22 protein-coding genes are annotated in these 20,948 nt (G+C 49.1%); 4 read left to right on the forward strand and 18 right to left on the reverse strand.

Features of this window, described 5'->3' with window-relative positions; genetic code table 11:
• Positions 1 to 12: 12 nt before the first annotated feature.
• Positions 13 to 1,473, reverse strand: a complete 1,461-nt coding sequence (gene betB / locus HCZ42_RS05215) for a betaine-aldehyde dehydrogenase (RefSeq protein WP_167419684.1) — start codon at positions 1,471 to 1,473, stop codon at positions 13 to 15.
• 21 nt (positions 1,474 to 1,494) lie between these two features.
• Positions 1,495 to 2,091 (reverse strand): transcriptional regulator BetI, encoded by a 597-nt coding sequence (betI, locus tag HCZ42_RS05220; protein ID WP_053407167.1) that lies wholly within the window; start codon positions 2,089 to 2,091, stop codon positions 1,495 to 1,497.
• 384 nt (positions 2,092 to 2,475) lie between these two features.
• Here betI and proV point away from each other — a divergent pair, with 384 nt between their 5' ends.
• The 3 genes from proV to proX are packed head-to-tail and all read left to right on the forward strand — an operon-like array spanning position 2,476 to position 5,750.
• Positions 2,476 to 3,663, forward strand: a complete 1,188-nt coding sequence (gene proV / locus HCZ42_RS05225) for a glycine betaine/L-proline ABC transporter ATP-binding protein ProV (RefSeq protein ID WP_167419685.1) — start codon at positions 2,476 to 2,478, stop codon at positions 3,661 to 3,663.
• A 4-nt stretch (positions 3,664 to 3,667) separates the two neighbouring features.
• The gene (proW, locus tag HCZ42_RS05230) at positions 3,668 to 4,750 is read left to right on the forward strand and encodes a glycine betaine/L-proline ABC transporter permease ProW (protein WP_167419686.1); all 1,083 of its coding nucleotides are present in this window, start codon (positions 3,668 to 3,670) and stop codon (positions 4,748 to 4,750) included.
• Positions 4,743 to 5,750, forward strand: a complete 1,008-nt coding sequence (proX, locus tag HCZ42_RS05235) for a glycine betaine/L-proline ABC transporter substrate-binding protein ProX (protein ID WP_167419687.1) — start codon at positions 4,743 to 4,745, stop codon at positions 5,748 to 5,750. Before proW ends, proX begins: the two co-directional genes overlap by 8 nt.
• A 60-nt stretch (positions 5,751 to 5,810) precedes the next feature.
• On the opposite strand, the gene HCZ42_RS05240 is transcribed toward proX, so the two are convergent.
• The 3 genes from HCZ42_RS05240 to HCZ42_RS05250 form a co-directional block, all read right to left on the reverse strand.
• Positions 5,811 to 6,608 (reverse strand): PhzF family phenazine biosynthesis protein, encoded by a 798-nt coding sequence (locus HCZ42_RS05240; protein WP_167419688.1) that lies wholly within the window; start codon positions 6,606 to 6,608, stop codon positions 5,811 to 5,813.
• A gap of 38 nt (positions 6,609 to 6,646) precedes the next feature.
• Entirely contained in the window at positions 6,647 to 7,303 is a 657-nt protein-coding gene (locus HCZ42_RS05245) for a Qnr family pentapeptide repeat protein (RefSeq protein WP_167419689.1), read from the reverse strand.
• A gap of 246 nt (positions 7,304 to 7,549) precedes the next feature.
• Positions 7,550 to 8,491: a GlxA family transcriptional regulator gene (locus tag HCZ42_RS05250; protein ID WP_167419801.1), complete on the reverse strand. Its 942-nt coding sequence runs from the start codon at positions 8,489 to 8,491 to the stop codon at positions 7,550 to 7,552.
• An 87-nt stretch (positions 8,492 to 8,578) separates the two neighbouring features.
• On the opposite strand from HCZ42_RS05250, the gene HCZ42_RS05255 reads away from it, so the two are divergent.
• A complete protein-coding gene (locus HCZ42_RS05255; RefSeq protein ID WP_167419690.1) occupies positions 8,579 to 9,142 on the forward strand; it encodes a cysteine hydrolase family protein in 564 nt (187 codons plus the stop codon).
• A 95-nt stretch (positions 9,143 to 9,237) separates the two neighbouring features.
• On the opposite strand, the gene ureG is transcribed toward HCZ42_RS05255, so the two are convergent.
• The 13 genes from ureG to urtA all read right to left on the reverse strand — a co-directional run bounded on the left by ureG (position 9,238) and on the right by urtA (position 20,754).
• Positions 9,238 to 9,861, reverse strand: coding sequence for an urease accessory protein UreG (ureG, locus tag HCZ42_RS05260; RefSeq protein ID WP_167419691.1), 624 nt, complete (start codon positions 9,859 to 9,861; stop codon positions 9,238 to 9,240).
• Positions 9,862 to 9,895: 34 nt separating this feature from the next.
• Complete coding sequence (locus HCZ42_RS05265; RefSeq protein ID WP_167419692.1) at positions 9,896 to 10,609, reverse strand: urease accessory protein UreF; 714 nt, start codon at positions 10,607 to 10,609, stop codon at positions 9,896 to 9,898.
• Positions 10,610 to 10,612: 3 nt separating this feature from the next.
• Positions 10,613 to 11,182, reverse strand: coding sequence for a HupE/UreJ family protein (locus HCZ42_RS05270; protein ID WP_167419693.1), 570 nt, complete (start codon positions 11,180 to 11,182; stop codon positions 10,613 to 10,615).
• Between the two features lie 55 nt (positions 11,183 to 11,237).
• A complete protein-coding gene (ureE, locus tag HCZ42_RS05275) occupies positions 11,238 to 11,690 on the reverse strand; it encodes an urease accessory protein UreE (protein WP_167419694.1) in 453 nt (150 codons plus the stop codon).
• Between the two features lie 14 nt (positions 11,691 to 11,704).
• Positions 11,705 to 13,408, reverse strand: a complete 1,704-nt coding sequence (gene ureC, locus HCZ42_RS05280) for an urease subunit alpha (protein ID WP_167419695.1) — start codon at positions 13,406 to 13,408, stop codon at positions 11,705 to 11,707.
• A gap of 31 nt (positions 13,409 to 13,439) precedes the next feature.
• Positions 13,440 to 13,775, reverse strand: coding sequence for an urease subunit beta (locus HCZ42_RS05285; RefSeq protein ID WP_167419696.1), 336 nt, complete (start codon positions 13,773 to 13,775; stop codon positions 13,440 to 13,442).
• 11 nt (positions 13,776 to 13,786) lie between these two features.
• Positions 13,787 to 14,089 carry an urease subunit gamma gene (gene ureA / locus HCZ42_RS05290; RefSeq protein ID WP_167419697.1) on the reverse strand — a complete coding sequence of 101 codons (303 nt, stop codon included), beginning with the start codon at positions 14,087 to 14,089 and terminating at the stop codon, positions 13,787 to 13,789.
• Between the two features lie 28 nt (positions 14,090 to 14,117).
• Positions 14,118 to 15,023 (reverse strand): urease accessory protein UreD, encoded by a 906-nt coding sequence (locus HCZ42_RS05295; RefSeq protein ID WP_167419698.1) that lies wholly within the window; start codon positions 15,021 to 15,023, stop codon positions 14,118 to 14,120.
• A complete protein-coding gene (gene urtE / locus HCZ42_RS05300) occupies positions 15,020 to 15,715 on the reverse strand; it encodes an urea ABC transporter ATP-binding subunit UrtE (RefSeq protein WP_167419699.1) in 696 nt (231 codons plus the stop codon). The genes HCZ42_RS05295 and urtE overlap by 4 nt, the downstream gene beginning before the upstream one ends.
• A gap of 1 nt (position 15,716) precedes the next feature.
• Positions 15,717 to 16,568, reverse strand: a complete 852-nt coding sequence (urtD, locus tag HCZ42_RS05305; protein WP_167419700.1) for an urea ABC transporter ATP-binding protein UrtD — start codon at positions 16,566 to 16,568, stop codon at positions 15,717 to 15,719.
• Positions 16,565 to 17,728 carry an urea ABC transporter permease subunit UrtC gene (gene urtC / locus HCZ42_RS05310; protein ID WP_167419701.1) on the reverse strand — a complete coding sequence of 388 codons (1,164 nt, stop codon included), beginning with the start codon at positions 17,726 to 17,728 and terminating at the stop codon, positions 16,565 to 16,567. The genes urtD and urtC overlap by 4 nt, the downstream gene beginning before the upstream one ends.
• A 10-nt stretch (positions 17,729 to 17,738) precedes the next feature.
• Positions 17,739 to 19,379, reverse strand: a complete 1,641-nt coding sequence (gene urtB / locus HCZ42_RS05315; protein ID WP_167419702.1) for an urea ABC transporter permease subunit UrtB — start codon at positions 19,377 to 19,379, stop codon at positions 17,739 to 17,741.
• A gap of 88 nt (positions 19,380 to 19,467) precedes the next feature.
• Positions 19,468 to 20,754: an urea ABC transporter substrate-binding protein gene (urtA, locus tag HCZ42_RS05320; protein WP_167419703.1), complete on the reverse strand. Its 1,287-nt coding sequence runs from the start codon at positions 20,752 to 20,754 to the stop codon at positions 19,468 to 19,470.
• Positions 20,755 to 20,948: the final 194 nt, after the last annotated feature.

Consider the following 20,948-nt stretch of genomic DNA (forward strand, 5'->3'; position numbering starts at 1 on the left):
TGAGGTTAGCGTTTAAGCGTAAGGACTGGCGAAATCGCCAAGCTCGACCAACACACTCTTGGTTTGCGTGTAGTGACGTAGAGTTTCTGGACCGTTTTCACGTCCTACCCCAGAGTGCTTGTAGCCGCCAACTGGCATTTCTGCTGGCGAGTCACCCCAGGTGTTTACCCAGCAAATACCTGCTTCGAGCAGATGAATAACGCGGTGCGCACGCGATAGGTTTTGCGTAAAGACTCCCGCTGCGAGGCCGTAATCGGTCGCATTGGCACGTTGAACGACGTCTTGTTCGTCTGAGAACTTCAGCACCGACATCACAGGACCAAAGATTTCTTGTTGTACATGTGGCATAGAATCATCGCAGTCAACAAACACGGTTGGTGCAACAAAGTTGCCTTTGCCTAACCCGTTTTCAGTCACACGATAGCCACCGGTAAGTAAGGTCGCGCCACTGGCTTTACCTTGCTCGATGGCGTTAAGTACTTTGTCTAAGTGGTCGTTAGAAATCAGTGCGCCGATTTGTGTTTGCATGTCCATTGGGTCACCAACCACCAATTTCTCTGTACGCTGTTTAAGCTGCGCGACAAATTGGTCGTAAATCGACTCGTGAACAAACACGCGCGTGCCGTTAGTACACACTTCGCCTTGGGTATAGAAGTTCGCGACCATCGCCGCAGAGACCGCATCGTCGAGTTTGGCGTCATCAAACACGATCATCGGTGACTTTCCGCCGAGCTCCATCGTCACGTCTTTGAGCGTTTTTGCGCTGTCTGACATAACTAACTTGCCAGTGCCAGATTCACCAGTGAATGAGACTTTGGCAATCTCTGGATGCGCAGTGAGCATTTGCCCGACACGATGATCGCCTTGCACCACGTTAAATACGCCATCAGGCAGCCCCGCTTCGCTAAAAATCTCCGCCAGTTTCAACGCGGTCAAAGGCGTTTTTTCTGAAGGTTTGAAGATCATCGCGTTACCCGCAGCCAATGCAGGCGCGGATTTCCACATCGCGATTTGAATTGGGTAATTCCACGCGCCAATGCCGGCGCAAATACCTAATGGTTCACGTCGGGTGTAGAAAAACTGCGATTGACCCAGAGGCTGCTGCTCGCCCTGCATCGCCGGAACCAGTCCCGCGAAATACTCGATCACATCCGCACCGGTGACGATGTCGACTTCCATCGCTTCTTGCAGTGGTTTGCCAGTATCGGCGACTTCCAGCTTGGCTAGTTCATCGTTACGTTCACGCAGAATGGCAACAGCTTTGAGTAAAATGCGACTGCGCTCGATTGGCGTCATGGAAGACCAAATAGCAAAACCTTGCTTGGCTGAATCGATCGCCGCTTGTACGTCGCTCTCGCTCGCTTGATCGATTTCAGCAAGCGGCTCACCGTTGGCCGGATTGTAAGTGGTAAAACTTTCCCCAGAACTGCCAGAGCAAGCTTTACCATTGATAAATAATGATTTTAGTTTCATATGAAAATGCTGACTTTATGTTTATTTTTGCGAATAAAACGTAAGTTGTTTATCCAGATAATCGTTAATGATGGTGCGCGCTTTTTCGGCATCGATCCCGTCGGGGTTGAGCGTCCCGCGAAGCCAAATACCGTCAATCAAAGACGCGATACCATGAGCGACCACTTCGGCCTGCTCTTTGGCAAAAAGTGCTTTGAGTTCAATAAGCAAATGAGAAAGCAAACGACGTTCGTTGACGCGTTGCAATCGCTTAAGTTGTTGGTCGTGCATCGAGTACGACCAGAAGGCGAGCCAAGTCTTTGCCACCTTGTTCTCAGCCTGAAAACCGACGAAGTTACCATCAATAATGGCGTTGATTCGTTGCTTGTGCGCATCCGCAGGAAGTTCACGTAGGCGTCCGGTTATGGTTTCAGACAACTGGCGCAAGATCTCGCGCATCGTTTCTTCCAACAGACCGTGCTTACCGCCAAAGTAATGGTTAATGATCCCCGTCGATACCCCAGCTTCTTTACTGATCAAAGAGATGCTCGCCGCATGCAAACCCACGCGATCAATGACCGTCATTGTGGCTTGCACAAGCTGCGGTTTGCGTATTTTTGGCATCCCAACTTTAGGCATTTTTCGTCCTTTTTTATTTTTAATTGAACGTTCAGTTAAATATAAAATGCCTTAAAATTAGTTCGTACTCAAATTATTTCTTCCATTTACACCAAAAATGAGAGAAGAACTCTAACGAAAAAATGCGACATCAGTGAGAATTAAAGGCTGGAATAAAACCGCATTCTTCTTTGTTCACATGCGGATACCGCTAAAGGAATTGTTAAATTTTTATCTTAAAAACAATAAATTACGATCAAATCATATTTTTAACTTTAAGTTAAATAAAGCATAAGAGATGAATGAAACAAAGTTTACAGAATGGTATTCATTGAAAAATTACAAATATTTACTTAGAGTACTAAACGTTCATCAACAAAACATAGCCACAAAAGGACTAACAACATGGATCCCATACTGGAAGTTAAGGGACTGTACAAAGTGTTTGGCGATGAGACTGAACGCGCCTTTGCAATGATCAACCAAGGTGCGGATAAAGACGCAGTCTTTGAAAAAACCGGAGCGACCATAGGTGTCAACGATGTTTCCCTTAGCATTCGAGAAGGCGAAATCTTCGTTATCATGGGGCTTTCTGGTTCCGGTAAGTCGACTCTCGTTCGCCTGCTTAACCGCCTGATCGAACCTTCAAAAGGTAACGTTCTCCTCAAAGGCAAAGATATCGCGCACATCTCCGAGAACGAGCTACGCGAAGTACGCCGTAACAACATCTCAATGGTTTTTCAAAACTTTGCCTTGATGCCCCACATGACGGTGATTGAAAACGCAGCGTTTGGTCTAGAGCTGGCAGGGGTTGACCCAGATACACGTAAAGCCAGCGCGTTAGCGGCACTCGAACGCGTAGGTCTGGATGCCTATGCGGAATCATTCCCTGACGAGTTATCAGGTGGGATGAAGCAGCGAGTTGGTTTGGCACGAGCACTGGCTTGTGACCCAGATATCTTGCTTATGGACGAGGCGTTTTCGGCGCTTGACCCATTGATTCGAACTGAAATGCAAGACGAGTTGATTCGCCTACAGAACGACGACAAACGCACCATCGTCTTTATCTCCCATGACTTGGACGAAGCAATGCGCATCGGTGACCGCATCGCGATCATGCAAAACGGTTCAGTTGTGCAAGTCGGCACGCCCGACGAGATACTCAACCACCCTGCCAATGACTACGTACGTGCCTTTTTCCGCGGTGTGAACGTGGCCAGTGTACTGACCGCGAAAGACATTGCGCGTAAAAAGCCAGCAGCAGTGTTCAAAAAGTCTGAGCACGACGGCCCAGCCTCCGCAATGCAGATTCTGATCGATAGCGACCGTGACTACGGCATTATCGTCGACAAAACCAGCCGTTATTCTGGCATTGTCTCACTAGACTCGTTACGTGCGGCAAACAAAGAGAGCCGTTCGCTTTCCAGCGCTCAGTTGGAAGATGGCCTAACTCTCAAGCCGGAGCAACCAATTAATGACATCTTAAGCCTTGTGGCAAATGTGCCTTACTCGGTTCCCGTTGTGGATGACGACGGCAACTATTTCGGTGTTGTCACTAAATCACGCTTGCTACAAACGTTAGATAAGGATTAACACCATGTCATCAGAACAAACCAACAACGATCCTTGGTCACAAACGACGACTGAGCAAAGTGATCCGTGGGGTCAAGCCGCTACAAGCGACTCAGGCGCATCAGACTGGTTAAGCTCGGAAGTGGTGACAGAAAAGCCATTTGATATTTTGAACCCGTTTGATAATGCGGTACTGCCTTTCGACTCTTGGGTAGAAACCGGATTGAACTGGCTGGTCGAACACGGACGCCCACTGTTTCAGGCGATCCGCATCCCTATCGACTTTATTCTCAGCTCGTTTGAAACCGCATTGGTCTCGACACCTGCACCCTTCATGCTGGTGATCCTATTTCTGCTCGCGTGGCAGTTTTCGAGCTTAAGACTCGGATTCGCTACCGTCGTTTCACTGGTGTTTATCGGCCTGATTGGTGCGTGGTCTGAAGCAATGACCACCCTGTCTTTGGTCATGACATCGGTGTTTTTCTGCCTGCTAATAGGGTTACCGATGGGGATCTGGCTATCGCGCAGCGACACCGCCGCTCGATTTGTCAGACCGATCCTCGACGCGATGCAAACCACACCCGCCTTCGTGTATCTCGTGCCTATCGTGATGCTGTTTGGTATCGGTAACGTTCCAGGGGTGGTTGTAACGATCATCTTTGCGCTGCCGCCAGTCGTGCGCTTGACCATTTTAGGTATTCAGCAGGTTCCGGAAGAGCTGATCGAAGCGGGTCACTCATTCGGTGCCAACAAAAAACAGATGCTGTATCGCATTCAATTGCCACTCGCACTACCAACCATCATGGCGGGTGTGAACCAAACGCTGATGTTGTCACTCTCGATGGTAGTGATCGCGTCGATGATTGCGGTGGGTGGTTTAGGCCAAATGGTACTACGTGGTATCGGACGCTTAGATATGGGCCTCGCCGCAGTTGGTGGTGTTGGCATCGTTATCCTCGCTATTTTGCTTGACCGCATTACACAAGAACTAGGGACAAATGCTGGTAACACCAAGACCCGTTGGTACCACACTGGCCCTATCGGCATGTTCCTTCGCAACAAAAGTAAGAAACAAGAACTTACATTAAGGAGAAATACTAATGATTAATTCATGGAAGAAAGCGTTCACTGTAAGCGCAGTTTCCACTCTCGCTTTATCAAGTAACGTTTGGGCTGAAAAACTGCCAGGAGAAGGTGTCACGGTTCAACCAGTTCAATCAACTGTTGCAGAAGAAACGTTCCAAACACTGATCGTCAATCGCGCGCTTGAAGAGCTGGGCTACGATGTGCAGCCAACCAAAGAAGTGGACTACAACGTTGGCTACACTTCTATTGCTAAAGGTGACGCGACTTTCTTAGCAGTGGGCTGGTTCCCACTCCACGCAGACAAGTACACGCAATCTGGCGGTGACGACAGTTTCTTCCGTAAAGGTCAGTACATCAGTGGTGCAGCGCAAGGCTATTTGATCGATAAGAAAACCGCTGAGAAATACGGCATTACCAACATCGGTCAGTTAAAAGATCCAAAACTAGCGGCGCTGTTTGATGCGGACGATGACGGGAAAGCTGACTTAACTGGCTGTAACCCTGGTTGGGGTTGTGAGCTAGTAATCGAAGAGCAGCTCACGGCTTACGGCCTGCGTGATACGGTTGACCACAACCAAGGTAACTACGCAGCGATCATCGCCGATACGATTTCTCGCTACAAGAAAGGCGACCCAATCCTGTACTACACGTGGACGCCTTACTGGGTAAGTGGTGTGCTTGTTCCGGGTAAAGACGTAGTTTGGTTAGAAGTGCCATTCTCAGCACTGCCTGGTGAGCGTAAAGACGTTGATACGACTTTAGAAAACGGTAAGAACTACGGTTTCGAGATGAACTCTATGCGTATCGTGGCGAACAAAGAGTTCACTGAGAAAAACCCAGCAGCGGCGAAGCTATTTGAAATCATCAAACTCAACATCAATGATGTGAGTGCGCAAAACATGATGATGAGCAAAGGTAAAAACAGCATGGCTGATATTGAGTCTCACGTTGAAGGTTGGGTAAAAGCAAACCGCAAACAGTTTGACGCATGGATTGCTGAAGCGAAAAAAGCTGCAATGTAATCACCTGTTCAGGCAAATGAGATAAACGGAAAGAGCCGCATGATGCGGCTCTTTTTATGTTTAAACAGTCATGGTCCCAGTTAGCGCGGTCACCGCACAACCCGAGAGCTTAACCAGCGACGGCGACAACATTTCCACTCCGACATAGCCACCACGCGAAGACGCTTGATAACCCTGCATCCGGCTCTTATCGAGTTTGCCTGCCCAGTACACAGCTAGGGCACAATGCGCAGAGCCCGTGACAGGGTCTTCATCCACTCCAACCCAAGGCGCAAAGTAGCGCGAGGTAAAATCCTGCTTGTCACTCGACTTAGCCGTCACCAGTACGCCACGCCCCCGTCGTGCTTTCAGAGCATTGAAATCTGGCTGTAATTCTAGGAGTTTTTTCTCATCGTCTACGACAATAAACTGCTTGGTATCAAACATGGCGTAATCAACGATATCGCTATCACTCAGGCCCAGCAGGCGAATGATATCTGGGTCACGTTCGCCGGTAAAATCAAGCGCTGGCGCAGGAAAAGCGAGGTCGATACTGTCACGGTTTAACTCTGCGGTTAACACACCGGAAAGCGTATTGAAGGCGATGCTATCACCACATTGATACATACCAATCGACTTCAATACATGCGCCACAGCTAACGTACCATGACCACAGAACTTCACTTCCACTTTTGGCGTAAACCACTTTAGCTGCATAGTATCGAGCGATAAAAATGCCGTTTCCGACACCGCCATTTCGGCGGCGATCGCTAACATTACACTTTCTTCCAGCGCGCTTTCGGTGATGCATACTCCTGCCGGATTGCCTTTAAACAGTTCAGATGCGAACGCGTCAACCTGATATATCTGTAATTCCATAATTTACCTAGTTGTGACAAAACTTATTACTCTGCCAACTAATCGGGGACAACAATTAAACCAAGCGGCTCCAGTAGCTGAGCTTGTTGCCAGTCGCAGATCTTGACCCCACTTAAGTCGACTTTCCTTGGATCTAGCCCTTCTAATTCTGTGTGGCTGAGATTACAGCCCTGAAGGCGAAATTGCCCCCAGCAATCTTGTGAAAATACGCCACGGCTAAGATCAGATTCTTTAAACGACGCACCATACAAATTGGCGCCAATCCAGCGGTTTTCAAACAAGTCACATTTTTCAATGCAAAGACGCTCTAAGTTGGCATACGACAAGTTACAACCCGTGATGTATGCAGAACAAAAGTAGACACTATGACTGACCTGGTTAGAAAAATTGGCTTGTACAAAGCTCGCACCTTTTAAGTCACACTCTCTAAACTCGATGCCAAAACAATTCGCGCCTTTAAAATTTGCCATCGAAAGCTGGCAGCTTTTAAACGACGCATCCCGTAGGTCGCTGTACTCAAAATGGCAACCTTCCAACTCGCCTTGCGCAATAAAACTGCAATCGACAAATTGGGCGTCTCTAAGATTTGCGCGGCTAAAGTCGCAACGATAAAAATGGCAGGACTTAAAACAAGCGTCACTTAAATCTTGCCTAGAGAAGTCCACTTGGTCAAAAACTTGATGGGTATTAGTCATATACTTCGCCCTTATTCCAACTGAATCGAAAGACTACCAACTACAACCAAGAAAACAACAAAAACAACCGTATGTAAAACAACAACTTAAAAACGCTCAAATTGCCATTTTAAGCCACCAAACAGGCGCGTAGAGCGAGGTTAAAGTCAAACATCGAACAAGGTAGGTCAGAAAAAAGTTTTGCTACTCTCAGAGCCATTTAGCGAGTTTTCGGTATTTTTATCTACTCTATTGCGAGCAACCTATTTAGGCGTCGCTTTGTGTCGCGACAAAGCGGCTGCGAAACGCGCTAGGCGTTAGGCCAATCGCTTTCACAAAGACCTTTCTAAAGCTATTCACGTCTTCATAGCCGACCAGATAACTGATGTGCTCGACCGATTTAGCGCTGCTTTCCAGCCATTCGCACGCCTTTTGAATTCTCACCCGTTGGATGTAGTGAATCGGCGTTAATCCTGTCGCCTTGGAGAAATGCCGAATAAACGTGCGGCTAGTCATACAGGCGAGCGTAGCCAATGTATCAATATCTAAAGGATCGTTGTAACTCGCTTGAATATGGCGCTGGACCAGAGCGATCTTGTCATCACCGTGCGAATAGTTGGGGGAAAAGCTCTGGTAGTAGCGCTGGTCTCTTACGCCAGTATCGACCACCAAATACTTACCTAACTGTCGGGTATCTTGCGCATTCGCATACCTCGTGACCAATGCGAAACACAAATCCATCCAAGACATCAAGCCACCTGCGGTGATGATATCGACGTCATCAATCACGATCTTATTAATATCGATATTCACATCGGGGTGGCAACGCGCGATCTGCTGCTCCAATTGCCAATGTGTCGTAATGGTTCTGCCACGCAACAATCCTGTCTGTGCCAGAACAAATGCGCCCGCACATACCGAACAAATGACCGCTCCTTTAGCGTGCGCATCGAGCAAATAATCAAGTAACGCCTGCTCTGGGTGCAAAAAATACTCACCGCCCATATTTGGTGGCAGGACGACAATGTCAGCGTCCGTTGCACTTAAATCTGGCAGCTCACTAATAGCAGGAACAAACTCTGGCGAGTCATCGACTTGCGTTTGCTTATTCGCAAGCAATAAGAATTCTTGCATGCCGTGCACCGCACTTTGCATGGCTCCAGGGTAGTTGATGATTTCAACCAAAATTCGCTTTGTCACTTTTGCCATAGAATCTGTCATTTTTGACATTCGTTAGTCCTTCAAGACTAGTCATAATGATTATGCAACGCAACACATTAACTTAAGGACTAACCAATGAGTAAAACCGCACTGCTGTTAATCGACATTCAAAATGATTATTTTTCTTCGTTTTCTGGCGCTAAATGGGCACTGTCTGGTACTGAATCCGCGGCACAAAACGCTGCGATGTTGCTGTCGGTATTTAGAGAGAAAAACTTACCGGTGATCCATGTTCGACATCAATTCACCACCGCTGATGCGCCGTTTTTCGCCCCAGACACTGAAGGTGCACAAATTCATGCCAGCGTAACTCCGCAATCAGGCGAAACCGTTGTGGTTAAATCAGAGATCAATAGCTTTAAAGCCACTGAGTTAGATGCGGTATTGGAGCAAAAAGGTATTGAGCGCTTAGTGATCGTTGGCGCGATGAGCCATATGTGTATTGACGCCGTCGTTCGCGCCGCCGCTGATTTAGGCTATGAATGTCACTTAGCGCACGATGCGTGCGCAACGCTGGACCTTGAGTTCAATGGTACCCATGTGCCAGCACATCTGGTACACGCGGCGTTTATGGCAGCGCTCGAGTTTGGCTACAGCCAGGTCGACTCAGCGCAAAATCTAGCCAAATTAGCAGAGTAAACCCGCGTCAATTGACACGCTAAAAATAAACAACCACCTTATTGCAAGGTGGTTGTTTTGATTAAAACTTTTAGGGTGTGGCTGAACCAGAGCGCTTAATTGTGGAACTCCAACATTCCTTGCGTGAGGATAAAGTCGATGATCGTATCCAGCCCTTTACCTTCTTTAAGATTGGTAAACACAAACGGCTTGGTTGGTCGCATACGTTGGGTATCTTGTTCCATGACTTCCAGCGACGCACCAACATAAGGGGCAAGGTCGATTTTGTTTATCACCAATAGGTCAGAGCGCGTAATGCCCGGCCCACCTTTGCGCGGGATCTTTTCCCCTTCCGCAACATCAATCACGTAAATAGTCAGATCTGCGAGCTCTGGGCTAAACGTCGCGCTGAGATTATCGCCGCCGCTTTCGACAAACACCACGTCGAGGTTTTTATGGCGCTTGGCTAACTCATCTACTGCCGCCAAATTCATTGATGCGTCTTCGCGAATCGCGGTGTGTGGACATCCGCCGGTTTCGACACCGATGATTCTATCGGGCTCTAGCGCTTCCGCTCGAGTCAGGATCTTAGCGTCTTCCTGAGTGTAAATGTCATTGGTCACAACCGCGATATGGAGCTTATCGCGAATCGCTTTACACAACACTTCCAATAAGGCGGTTTTTCCCGACCCAACCGGGCCACCAATACCAATTCGCAGAGGCTGCTTATAACTTTCCATTGTCGTTCCTATTTATCCGTTTTGACTGCCCCGCTCAGGAGCGAAACAGTCTTGTATATTGTGTTTCGTGAAGGCTGCTGGCGATGGAGACCGACGGAGTAAAACTGCCAATCATCCAATCCTCAATGTGTTCTGATTTTGCTAGCGCTGCGGCAAATTGGTCGCACATGTTGAGCAATGCGATCTGGCCATCGGTCTGACCAAGTGGAACCAATTTGACTCCCGCCATCACCAAATTCTCTGCCCAACTCCATAAGTAACCTTGTTTAAGCTGATGTGGTGCGATCTTCCAATGCACCGCGGCGATGCAAAGCCCTAATAACTGAGTGGGTGGATAAGCACCGATGTCGACACCGGCTACCGACACGTCAAGCTTGTCCAGTAGTGCGTTTAGTGCGATACCTCGCTGCTTTTCTTCTGCACGCAATTCTTTAGTTTCTCGGCTGCTATAAAGCACGTTCACGCTCTGGTGAATTTGTTCTTCATCACCTCGGAGAATCGCGTCGTAGAGCTTATCGATAACCGGTAGTTCAAGCGTCGCCACGCTGTTAAACAGCATATTGCCTAACCATTGCTCCATTGACGCTCTATCGGATACCCAACCCGCTTCAACCGCCCACTCAAGCCCTTGAGAATAGGTGAAACCACCAATGGGCAACGAGGGACTGATCAACTGAAACAGTCGGTAACTCGATACGTCAGAAGGTTGAACGCTTTGGGGTTGAGTGACTATTTGCTTTTCAGCCATCAATTATGCCGTCATCAGCAATAGTGAACTTGCAGCAGCAACACCAACTGACAACCAACGCGACGCGATAACAAAGCCGAGCTTTTTCCCCGCTAGCATCAAGATGGTTGCACCCACCGCCATACCTGCTGCAAACAAAGAGGTATTTCCACTCGCTTCAACACCGTGCGCGTAGCCGTGGAAGAACATCATCGCGACACACGATGCGACGGCTAACTTGAACACACGTTGCGACTGAGAAAACGCTAACGAGATAGCGATACTGACGACAAAAAGCGACGCGATAATAACTTCTTCAACACCATTCATAACGCCGAACAGCTGCCCTGCGACTAAGCCACCTAGCAGTGTCAGCAAAGACAACGCCACCAAGCCCAGTTTTCGAGATTGCGATGTCGACAGGCAGCCAACTAACAAACCAAAAGCAAACAACATGATCAGATGGTCAAGGCCGGTGAATGGGTGGGTCAGTCCACTGGTGAATGCGGTTGAGTCGTGTCCCGGATGCGCATTGGCAATCGCAGGAACCAATAGAGTAGTGAAAACCGACAGCTTTGAAAAAAGTGATTTCATATAAGATTCCTTTCTTATTTTTGATTATTAATTTAAAAACAATATGTTGCGTGCATTAATGATGGTGATGATGGCCGCCACTTTTGCCACCATAAGCACCGCCTTCTGGCTCAAAGGAGGCTTGTTCTACGGTCACTTCCGCGCCCAAACCTTTGACCATCTCATCCAAAACGTGGTCGTGCTGATAACGCACCCAGCCCGGTTCCACCTGCAATGGAACATGTCGGTTACCCAAATGATAAGCGACTAACGTCAGTCGATGCGGGTCGTTACAGTAAACGCTTGAAACCGTCTCTGCCGCCGCTTTGACTTCAACAATCACGCCGCATTGGCTTTTGAGTTTTTCTCCGCCACGCAGGATATGGCCGCGTGGTAGAAACAACCCAGCGTCGCGACCATCGTCGAGTGACACCCTTAAGCGACTCTTGATTCGACTGTCTATCGGCAAGCTCAAGGAGGCGTTTGGCGTGACTTCCCGATCAGTAACAATTTCTGTTAGTTCAATCATGTATGTTCCTTTACTCAAAATAAGAAATAACGCTGAGCCATTGGCAACACGTCGGCGGGCTCGCAAATCAATAACTCGCCATCAGCACGCACCTGATACGTTTGTGAGTCAACTTCAATATTCGGCTGCCAGTCGTTGAGTTTCATGTCGGCTTTGCTGATGGTTCGGCACTGTTTAGCTACGCCGATCAAACTTTGTAAGCCAAGCTCGGAAGCGATTCCTGCATCCTTTGCCGCCTGCGAAACAAACAGCATCGAGGTGTTATTTGATGCCTTACCGTAGCTGCCAAACATAGAGCGATAATGAACTGGTTGAGGAGTCGGAATTGATGCATTGGGATCACCCATCGGTGCCATCGCAATCATGCCACCTTTAAGAATTACACTTGGTTTTACGCCGAAAAACGCTGGCTTCCAAAGAACCAAATCAGCCAGTTTCCCCACTTCAATCGAACCGATCTCATGTGCCATCCCGTGGGTAATCGCAGGGTTAATGGTGTATTTGGCGATGTAACGCTTAAGCCTGAAGTTATCACTGTAGCTTGAGTCTTCTTTCAAACTGCCACGCTGTACTTTCATCTTGTGCGCGGTCTGCCAAGTGCGAGTAATCACTTCGCCGACACGCCCCATCGCTTGGGAGTCTGAGGCGATCATTGAAAACGCACCAAGGTCATGCAAGATATCCTCAGCGGCGATGGTCTCACGGCGGATTCTTGACTCGGCAAACGCCACATCTTCTGCAATTGACGGAGACAGGTGGTGGCACACCATCAGCATGTCGAGGTGCTCATCCACCGTATTGACGGTGTATGGGCGAGTTGGATTGGTGGAGGATGGCAATACATTCGCCACGCCCGCCGCTTTGATAATATCGGGCGCATGACCGCCACCCGCCCCTTCGGTGTGGTAGGTGTGGATCACTCGATCGCCAATCGCCGCTAACGTCGATTCAACAAAGCCCGACTCGTTGAGAGTGTCGGTATGAATCGCGACCTGCACGTCCATTTCATCTGCCACGCTTAGGCAGGTATCGATTGAGGCCGGCGTTGTGCCCCAGTCTTCATGGAGCTTTAAGCCTACCGCGCCCGCTGCGACTTGTTCTCTTAACGCTTCTGGTTGGCTGGCGTTCCCTTTACCAAGCAGACCAAAGTTCATCGGGAAGCTGTCGAGCGCTTCCAACATACGGTGCATGTTCCAAGGACCGGGCGTGCATGTGGTTGCGTTGGTGCCGGTATTCGGCCCCGTTCCACCACCTATCATGGTCGTCACGCCTGACGCTAGCGCTTCTTCGATTTGTTGCGGGCAAATAAAATGGATGTGCGAATCAATACCACCCGCAGTGAGAATTGAACCTTCTCCGGCGAGCACTTCAGTGCCCGGACCGACAACGATCGTCACGCCTTGCTGCACATCCGGGTTGCCCGCTTTACCGAGGGCTTGAATACGGCCGTCTTTGATCGCCACATCGGCTTTGACGATACCCCAATAATCTAAAACGATGGCGTTGGTGATCACGAGATCGGGTGTTTCTGCCGAAGGTCTTTGACTCTGCCCCATCCCATCTCGAATCACTTTACCGCCACCAAACTTAACTTCATCGCCGTAGACGGTGAAGTCTTTCTCTACTTCCAACCACAGCTCTGTGTCGGCTAGACGAACGCGGTCTCCGACCGTAGGGCCGAACATCTCTGCGTACGCTTGTCTGGATATCTGCGCCATTTTTCTTCCCTGTTGATTACAACGTATCTCGTTACAACTTACCCATGACTTTGCCTTGAAAGCCGTAGATTTCCCTTTCACCGGCAAACTCGACCAGCTCTACCGTGCGCAGTTGACCCGGTTCAAAGCGAGTCGCCGTTCCGGCTGGAATGTTGAGGCGAAAACCCAGTGTTTTGTCACGCTCAAAACTCAGCGCGTCGTTGACTTCAAAAAAGTGGTAGTGCGAGCCGATTTGCACCGGTCGGTCCCCTAGATTTTGCACCTCGACTGAAAGGGTCTCCCTACCGACGTTGAGTTCGATGTTTCCCGCCGCAGTTTCGACTTGTCCGGGCACAAAGCCTGTGTGGTTGCTTGTTGATTTCGCCATATTGGTTTCCTCTACACGATAGGTTCATGGACGGTCACCAGCTTGGTTCCATCAGGAAAAGTGGCTTCGACTTGTACGTCTGGGATCATTGAGGGCACACCTTCCATGACGTCATCGGCGCTCAATAAAGTGCGACCAAAATCCATCAGCTCGGCAACCGTTTTGCCTTCGCGTGCACCTTCTAGAATCGCACTGGAAATGTATGCGACAGATTCTGGGTAGTTGAGTTTTAAGCCTTTCTCTTTGCGCTGCTTCGCAAGCATTCCAGCGCAAAAAATCAGCAGTTTGTCCTTCTCTCTTGGTGATAATTCCATGTCACTGCCTTATTGTTTTTGATTCTCTTTACGTCGCCCAAATACGGGGCGGTTGCGGTGGTTGTGTCGTCCACTGCTGTCTGACTAGCTGCCAAACCTGCTGCAAGCTGCTTAACATGTCTTCGCTCCAATGCGCCAATGCTCGTACCACAATCAGGTGCTCGATTTGACTGACGGCGATCAGAAACTGCGATTTATGCGGCTGTTGCTGTATTTGCTGGAGCAAGTCCTGTACCAAGAGAAACAGGTTTTCATCTTCGCTGGTGATGTAGAGCGTACCCAACATTGGGAAATTCAACATTCCTTTATCTTTCATAAAGTTATCATCACCATTCAGATTCAAACCTTCGGTAAGAATGCATTCTCCGTCGAGAAATATCTCGGTTTTGCCAATCAGGTGACCTTGGTCGAATCCCTCATTTAGTGCAGGACGTCCAAAGCAGTGCATCTCCCAGCCCAAAAACTGTGCACCGGTTTCGAGATGAATTTGGCTATCCAATCTTGTGTGAGCATTGGGGAAGAAGATGTTTTCCTGCGGTAGCCACTCCAGTCGCGAGTGACTGTCTACGTGAAGCACTTGTCGCTGATGGGAATACTTGGCTGCCGAACGATAAAACTTGGTCGCGCCGGGTGTCGTCACCAACACTTGTGCACCATCGCGAGCCTTGACCTGAATATTCAATGAGTCACCACCCACCACGCCCCCCGGCGGATGGAGCAAGTAGGTATGACACGTGCCGCCCTCTGGGTACAAAGGGCGCTGAATCGCCAGTGGTCCTGACTGTTTACGATGCTTCAAGACGGTTTTGTCACCTCGGTCAGCAAACTCAAGTTCAAGCTGCGCTTGCCAGCCCTGCTGAGTATGGGTAGTGATCGTTTGACCAAGCGCCCAAATCAGCGCTCGGTCAGTTGTCGATGAGACAGAAGTCGTCATACGGTTAAGTACTCCTTGATTAAGCGCTCATCAAGGTCGCCCATTTCTCCTTCGGCTACTCGTCTTCCGCGGTCAAGAATGCAGAATTGGTCGCCTACTTTTCGTGCAAAAGGCAGTTTTTGCTCCACCAGCAACACCGTCAGCCCCATCTCTTTGTTGAGCATGCGGATGATGTCGCCAATCTCTTGCACTATGTTGGGTTGAATCCCCTCCGTAGGCTCATCAAGAATGAGTAATTTCGGATTCACCACCAACGCGCGACCAATCGCCAACTGTTGCTGTTGACCACCAGACAGATCACCACCTCGGCGATGCAGCATCTCTTTCAACACCGGAAATAGGTCAAAGATAAAATCTGGAATGGTGCGATTGCCCTTTTCACGAATGGGCAGTCCAACTTCGAGGTTTTCCTGCACCGTTAGCATAGGAAAGATCTGTCGTCCTTGCGGAACGTAGCCAATCCCCATGCGTGGTCTTTGTTCGGCGTCGTGCTTAAGCAGTGATTCACCGTTGAGTTTGATATCGCCGCTGGTCACCTTCACCAAGCCCATAATGCAGTTGAGGATGGTGGTTTTACCGACGCCGTTGCGCCCCATCAGTACGGTGCATTTACCTTCAGGAATTGAGATATCCAAGTCCCACAAGGTTTGGCTTTCATCGTAGGACTGGTTAATGGCTTGAACTTCTAACATGTCATTCTCCTAGGTAAACACGCTTAACTTCAGGGTGAGACTGAACTTGATCCATCGTGCCTTCTGCAAGCACGTGTCCTTGGTGCAACACCGTGACATGGCTGGCGATCGAGCGGACAAAATCCATGTCGTGCTCGACCACCACCACCGAGTGTTTACCCGCAAGCGAGTTAAGCAGCTCTGAGGTACGGTCCATTTCCTGATGCGTCATCCCTGCTACTGGTTCATCCACCAGCAACAGCGTTGGGTTTTGCATCAGCAGCATGCCGATTTCTAGCCACTGCTTTTGTCCGTGAGACAAGTTCCCCGCGGTCAATGCCGCGTTATCTTTAAGATGAATAAGCTCTAGCACCGATTCCAGTTTGTCTTTTTGTTCGCCGCTCATTTTCGCCACGTAAGATCCCCAGAAGCTGCGGACGCCAGACATGGCTAACTCCAAATTCTGCCAAACAGTCAAACACTCAATAACGGTCGGTTTCTGGAACTTTCGCCCGATACCTGCGTTGGCGATCTCAGACTCGTTCATTTTGAGTAGGTTGATGTTCGAACCCAGCCACACCTGACCGGTATCCGGTTTGGTTTTACCGGTGATGATGTCCATCATGGTGGTTTTGCCCGCGCCATTCGGGCCAATGATGCAGCGAAGTTCGCCTTTTTTGATGTAGAGGTTTAAGTCGTTGATCGCTTTGAAACCATCAAAGCTCTTATTCACACCTTCGACATACAGCAAGATGTTGTGTCGCGTATCGATCAGTGGATGTCGCTCAGGTTTGAGGAATGAAAACACCTCATCGCGACGGGTTAGCTCTTGCACTGAACTACGTAGTCTGCTGGCACTGGTTAAGGTATTCATGCGGTCGCTTCCTCTTTGTTGAGCGTACTTTTCTCTTTGCGTACTTTGGTTGTCGAGAACTTATCGCTAATAAATCCAATCAGTCCTTTCGGGAAGTACATGGTCGACAGCACAAACAGCCCACCTAGGGCAAATAACCAGACCTCCGGAAACTCGACCGTAAACCAGCTCTTGGCGTAGTTGATCACCAACGCGCCGACGATCGCGCCAAACAGGGTTGCTCTGCCGCCGAGTGCCACCCAAACCACGACTTCAATCGAGTTAAGCGGAGCAAATTCACCAGGGTTGATAATCCCCACCTGCGGCACATATAGCGCGCCAGCAATACCCGCGATCACCGCCGACAGCACAAACATCCATAGCTTGATGCCGTCAACGTCGTAACCCATAAATCGCGTGCGCGACTCGGTATCGCGAATCGACATTGAAACGCGCCCCAAGCGACTGCCGATCACGCTGCGACACACGATATAACTGACGATGAGCGCCAAACCAGTTAACACAAACAGCACGATTTTTGTCGCGTCTTGTTGCAAACTAAATCCGAGAATATCTTTGAAATCGGTCAGACCGTTGTTACCACCAAAGCCCATCTCATTGCGGAAAAACGCCAACATTAACGCGTAAGTAAGTGCCTGAGTCATGATCGATAAATACACACCGGATACACGTGAGCGAAACGCGAGATAACCAAACACATAAGCCAGCGCACCGGGAACCAGTACGACCATCAAACAAGCGAACCAGAACTGGTCAAAACCGAGCCAAAACCACGGTAATTCCTGCCAGTTCAGGAACACCATAAAGTCTGGCAGCGTTGCGTTACCGTAAACGCCTCGGTCACCGATTTGTCGCATCAGGTACATGCCCATCGCGTAGCCACCCAAGGCGAAAAACGCACCGTGTCCTAAGCTAAGAATGCCTAAATAACCCCATACCAAATCGACCGCTAACGCTAACATCGCATAGCTGAGATACTTGCCCATCAACGAGATAGTAAACGTCTCGACATGGAGTGGATTGCTCGCTGGCAGCAACATATTGGCCAGCGGCATCAGAATCACAGCGGCCAAAATAAGCAGCACCGTGATTTGCCCGCCTTTGTCACCACGCATCGCGGCTAACACAAAGGACTTCGATTGTGTTGTTGTAGATTGCATGCCGCTCTCCTTAGCTCTCTGCCGCTCGACCGCGTTGTGGGAATAGTCCGCGTGGACGTTTTTGAATAAACAGGATGATAAATACCAGCACCAGTATTTTTGCCAGTACCGCGCCTGCCCACGGCTCGAGGATCTTGTTAAACAGGCCTAAGCTCAGCCCTGCGACTAGCGTGCCCCATAAGTTGCCGACACCACCAAACACCACGACCATAAACGAATCGATGATGTACGCCTGCCCCATATTCGGACCAACGTTGGTAAGCTGAGATAACGCCACACCAGCAATACCTGCAACGCCTGAACCCAAACCAAAGGTCAACGCATCGACCCTTTCTGAGCGGATACCCATCACTCGCGCCATACCTCGGTTTTGCGAGACTGCACGAACTTGCAAACCTAGCGGTGTCTTTTTCAACACCATCAACAAACCGGCAAACACCATGATGCAGAAAAGAATGATGTACAGACGGTTATAAGTGAGTGACAGCATCGGGTTGATTTGTAATGCGCCAGACATCCAGTCCGGTGTGCTGACTGAGCGGTTTAAAGGAGAGAAAATAGAGCGAACCGCTTGCTGCAAGATAAGACTGATACCAAAGGTGGCAAGCAGGGTTTCTAGCGGTCGCCCGTACAAATGACGAATCACACTGCGCTCTATCGCAATACCCACTAAGCCCGAGACAATAAACGCGGCCGGAATCGACAAGATCAGCGCTAAACCGATCTGATTTGGCATCAATTGCTGAAGCACATAGGTGGTGTAGGCACCGATCATGATCAGCTCACCATGAGCCATGTTGATTACGCCCATCACGCCAAAAGTAATCGCTAAACCGATACCCGCGAGCACCAAAACCGAACCGAGACTCAGGCCAAAGAAGGCCGTTTCAACGCCGGAATAAAGCGCTTCACTTTGTTGATATTTACCTAATCCTTTTTTGGCAGCTTGAACCACTTGCGGTTCTGGATTTGAATTTATGATTTTATTGAGTGTTTGCAGCACGATGGGCTGCTTGTAAGTCGCGAGTTGTTCAATCGCGGTAATGCGCGTGGCGGAATCGTCAGCCAACAAAGCGTCATCAATCGAGAGTGCGAGGGCCAGCAAGTCTTGGACATCAGAGTTTGACTCCGTCTCTTGCAGAGTGCGTAGTCGCTTGACGATCGCTTTATCGTCACTGCCTAACAACTGATTGACACTGTTAAGGCGAACTTGTGCGTCTTCGCTTTTAAGCCCCATCGACGCAATTTCTAGTCGCAATATGCCACGCAGCTTATTGTTCACGCGAACTTTCTTAAACGCTCTTGGGTTAGAAATCTCTAGCTCGGTATCGTCCCAAGCGCTGGCAATAGACGTGGCTGTTTTAACATCGTTGGTGATATAGAGCGAGCGGTAGAAATCGCTTTTTCTGTCGTTAAAGTAGTACAGGTTGCCTTCTAACCAGGCAGTGAGAATCGGTGTCGAAAGCTGATTCGACTCGTTTTCGATCAACCACTCAATCGCTGATTCTTTTTGCGTGTGGCTTTTGCCTAACAAGGCGTCGGTAAATGTTTCGCGGTCAGTGACACTTGCCAGTGCGGCATTGGCACTTACTAAGCTGAACCCTAAAACAAGGAACACGACCACTTTCAGTAGTTGGGTAATGCGTTTCATGAAATGCGTCCTTTGGTCTATTTGAACAACGCCAAACAGATTGATGGAAGCGCTTCTAAGCATGCCGCTTAGAAGCGCGAAGGGTGACTTAGTTGCTGCTACCAGCACATTTGCTCGTTTCAACATTGAAGGCACCGCAAGAGAACGGCTTAGACCAGCTAGAGAACAACTTGGCAGACTCAGGTAGGTAATCCGACCAAGCGTCACCCGCGACCAGACCTGTGGTTTCCCATACCACTTCGAACTGACCATCGTCTTGGATCTCACCAATCAGGACGGGTTTGGTAATGTGGTGGTTTGGCAGCATGGTGGAATAGCCGCCAGAAAGGTTAGGTACTGCTACGCCAATGAGCGCGTCTTGTACCGCTTCAGGGTCAGTCGTACCTGCGTTGGTCACCGCTTGCGCCCACATATTAAAGCCAATGTAGTGTGCTTCCATTGGGTCGTTGGTAACGCGCTTATTGCTGGCGATAAACTTCTGCCACGCAGCGACAAACTCGTCGTTCGCTTCGGTATCCACGCTCATAAAGTAGTTCCAAGCCGCCAAATGACCGACCAACGGCGAGGTATCCATACCAGACAGCTCTTCTTCACCGACAGAGAACGCCACAACAGGAATATCTTCAGACGACACACCTTGTGCGCCTAGCTCTTTATAAAATGGAACGTTGGCGTCACCGTTGATGGTAGAAACCACCGCGGTTTTCTTCCCTTCCGCGCCGAATTTCTTAATATCAGACACAATCGATTGCCAATCAGAGTGACCGAACGGCGTGTAGTTGATCATGATGTCTTTGTCGCTGACACCTTTGTTTTTCAAATACGCTTCGAGGATTTTGTTGGTGGTACGCGGATACACATAGTCCGTCCCCGCCAGTACCCAACGTTCAATGCCTAACTCATTCATCAAATAATCGACCGCAGGAATCGCCTGCTGGTTTGGTGCAGCGCCAGTATAAAACACGTTCTTCGACGACTCTTCGCCTTCGTACTGAACCGGGTAGAACAAGATGCTATTGAGCTCTTCAAATACGGGCAGCATCGATTTACGTGATACCGATGTCCAACCACCAAACACCACATCGACTTTCTCTTTTTCGATCAGTTCGCGTGCTTTTTCTGCAAATAAAGGCCAGTTCGATGCAGGATCCACCACAACCGCTTCGAGTTTTTTACCGAGCAAACCGCCCTTCTTGTTTTGCTCGTCAACCAACATCAAGACCGTATCTTTCAATGTGGTTTCACTGATCGCCATCGTGCCCGAGAGTGAATGCAGGACACCCACCTTGATCGTCTCTTCCGCTAACGCCATTCCTGAACTCATGGCAAGACAAGTACCCACTGCTGCAAGCTTTAATTTGAACATCTTGTTCATTTTGTATCTCCATATGATGAATAGTTATTCAATAATCAATTCATCAAGAAGAGTGCCAAAAAATAAACACATCAATAACAAACATTAACCGATTGAAATAAAACAAATAATTTCAAAAACAACACCAAACAATGAACTGATGCTCATTTTGGTGCGCTGCATATTGGTGCAATAAGACCAGTGATTTCACTAAT

It is taken from the genome of Vibrio hepatarius (assembly GCF_011806575.1).
Classification (GTDB): Bacteria; Pseudomonadota; Gammaproteobacteria; order Enterobacterales; family Vibrionaceae; genus Vibrio; species Vibrio hepatarius_A.

Bases quoted from the DNA above. Each gene is read 5' to 3' on its own strand.
- proX (WP_167419687.1), top strand. From the start codon at position 4,743: ATGATTAATTCATGGAAGAAAGCGTTCACTGTAAGCGCAGTTTCCACT.
- urtB (WP_167419702.1), bottom strand. From the start codon at position 19,379: ATGAAACGCATTACCCAACTACTGAAAGTGGTCGTGTTCCTTGTTTTA.
- HCZ42_RS05295 (WP_167419698.1), bottom strand. From the start codon at position 15,023: ATGACGACTTCTGTCTCATCGACAACTGACCGAGCGCTGATTTGGGCG.
- ureG (WP_167419691.1), bottom strand. From the start codon at position 9,861: ATGGAAAGTTATAAGCAGCCTCTGCGAATTGGTATTGGTGGCCCGGTT.
- HCZ42_RS05240 (WP_167419688.1), bottom strand. From the start codon at position 6,608: ATGGAATTACAGATATATCAGGTTGACGCGTTCGCATCTGAACTGTTT.
- urtA (WP_167419703.1), bottom strand. From the start codon at position 20,754: ATGAACAAGATGTTCAAATTAAAGCTTGCAGCAGTGGGTACTTGTCTT.
- betI (WP_053407167.1), bottom strand. From the start codon at position 2,091: ATGCCTAAAGTTGGGATGCCAAAAATACGCAAACCGCAGCTTGTGCAA.
- ureC (WP_167419695.1), bottom strand. From the start codon at position 13,408: ATGGCGCAGATATCCAGACAAGCGTACGCAGAGATGTTCGGCCCTACG.
- HCZ42_RS05255 (WP_167419690.1), top strand. From the start codon at position 8,579: ATGAGTAAAACCGCACTGCTGTTAATCGACATTCAAAATGATTATTTT.
- HCZ42_RS05265 (WP_167419692.1), bottom strand. From the start codon at position 10,609: ATGGCTGAAAAGCAAATAGTCACTCAACCCCAAAGCGTTCAACCTTCT.
- ureA (WP_167419697.1), bottom strand. From the start codon at position 14,089: ATGGAATTATCACCAAGAGAGAAGGACAAACTGCTGATTTTTTGCGCT.
- HCZ42_RS05270 (WP_167419693.1), bottom strand. From the start codon at position 11,182: ATGAAATCACTTTTTTCAAAGCTGTCGGTTTTCACTACTCTATTGGTT.
- proV (WP_167419685.1), top strand. From the start codon at position 2,476: ATGGATCCCATACTGGAAGTTAAGGGACTGTACAAAGTGTTTGGCGAT.
- ureE (WP_167419694.1), bottom strand. From the start codon at position 11,690: ATGATTGAACTAACAGAAATTGTTACTGATCGGGAAGTCACGCCAAAC.
- HCZ42_RS05285 (WP_167419696.1), bottom strand. From the start codon at position 13,775: ATGGCGAAATCAACAAGCAACCACACAGGCTTTGTGCCCGGACAAGTC.
- betB (WP_167419684.1), bottom strand. From the start codon at position 1,473: ATGAAACTAAAATCATTATTTATCAATGGTAAAGCTTGCTCTGGCAGT.
- proW (WP_167419686.1), top strand. From the start codon at position 3,668: ATGTCATCAGAACAAACCAACAACGATCCTTGGTCACAAACGACGACT.
- HCZ42_RS05250 (WP_167419801.1), bottom strand. From the start codon at position 8,491: ATGGCAAAAGTGACAAAGCGAATTTTGGTTGAAATCATCAACTACCCT.
- HCZ42_RS05245 (WP_167419689.1), bottom strand. From the start codon at position 7,303: ATGACTAATACCCATCAAGTTTTTGACCAAGTGGACTTCTCTAGGCAA.
- urtE (WP_167419699.1), bottom strand. From the start codon at position 15,715: ATGTTAGAAGTTCAAGCCATTAACCAGTCCTACGATGAAAGCCAAACC.
- urtD (WP_167419700.1), bottom strand. From the start codon at position 16,568: ATGAATACCTTAACCAGTGCCAGCAGACTACGTAGTTCAGTGCAAGAG.
- urtC (WP_167419701.1), bottom strand. From the start codon at position 17,728: ATGCAATCTACAACAACACAATCGAAGTCCTTTGTGTTAGCCGCGATG.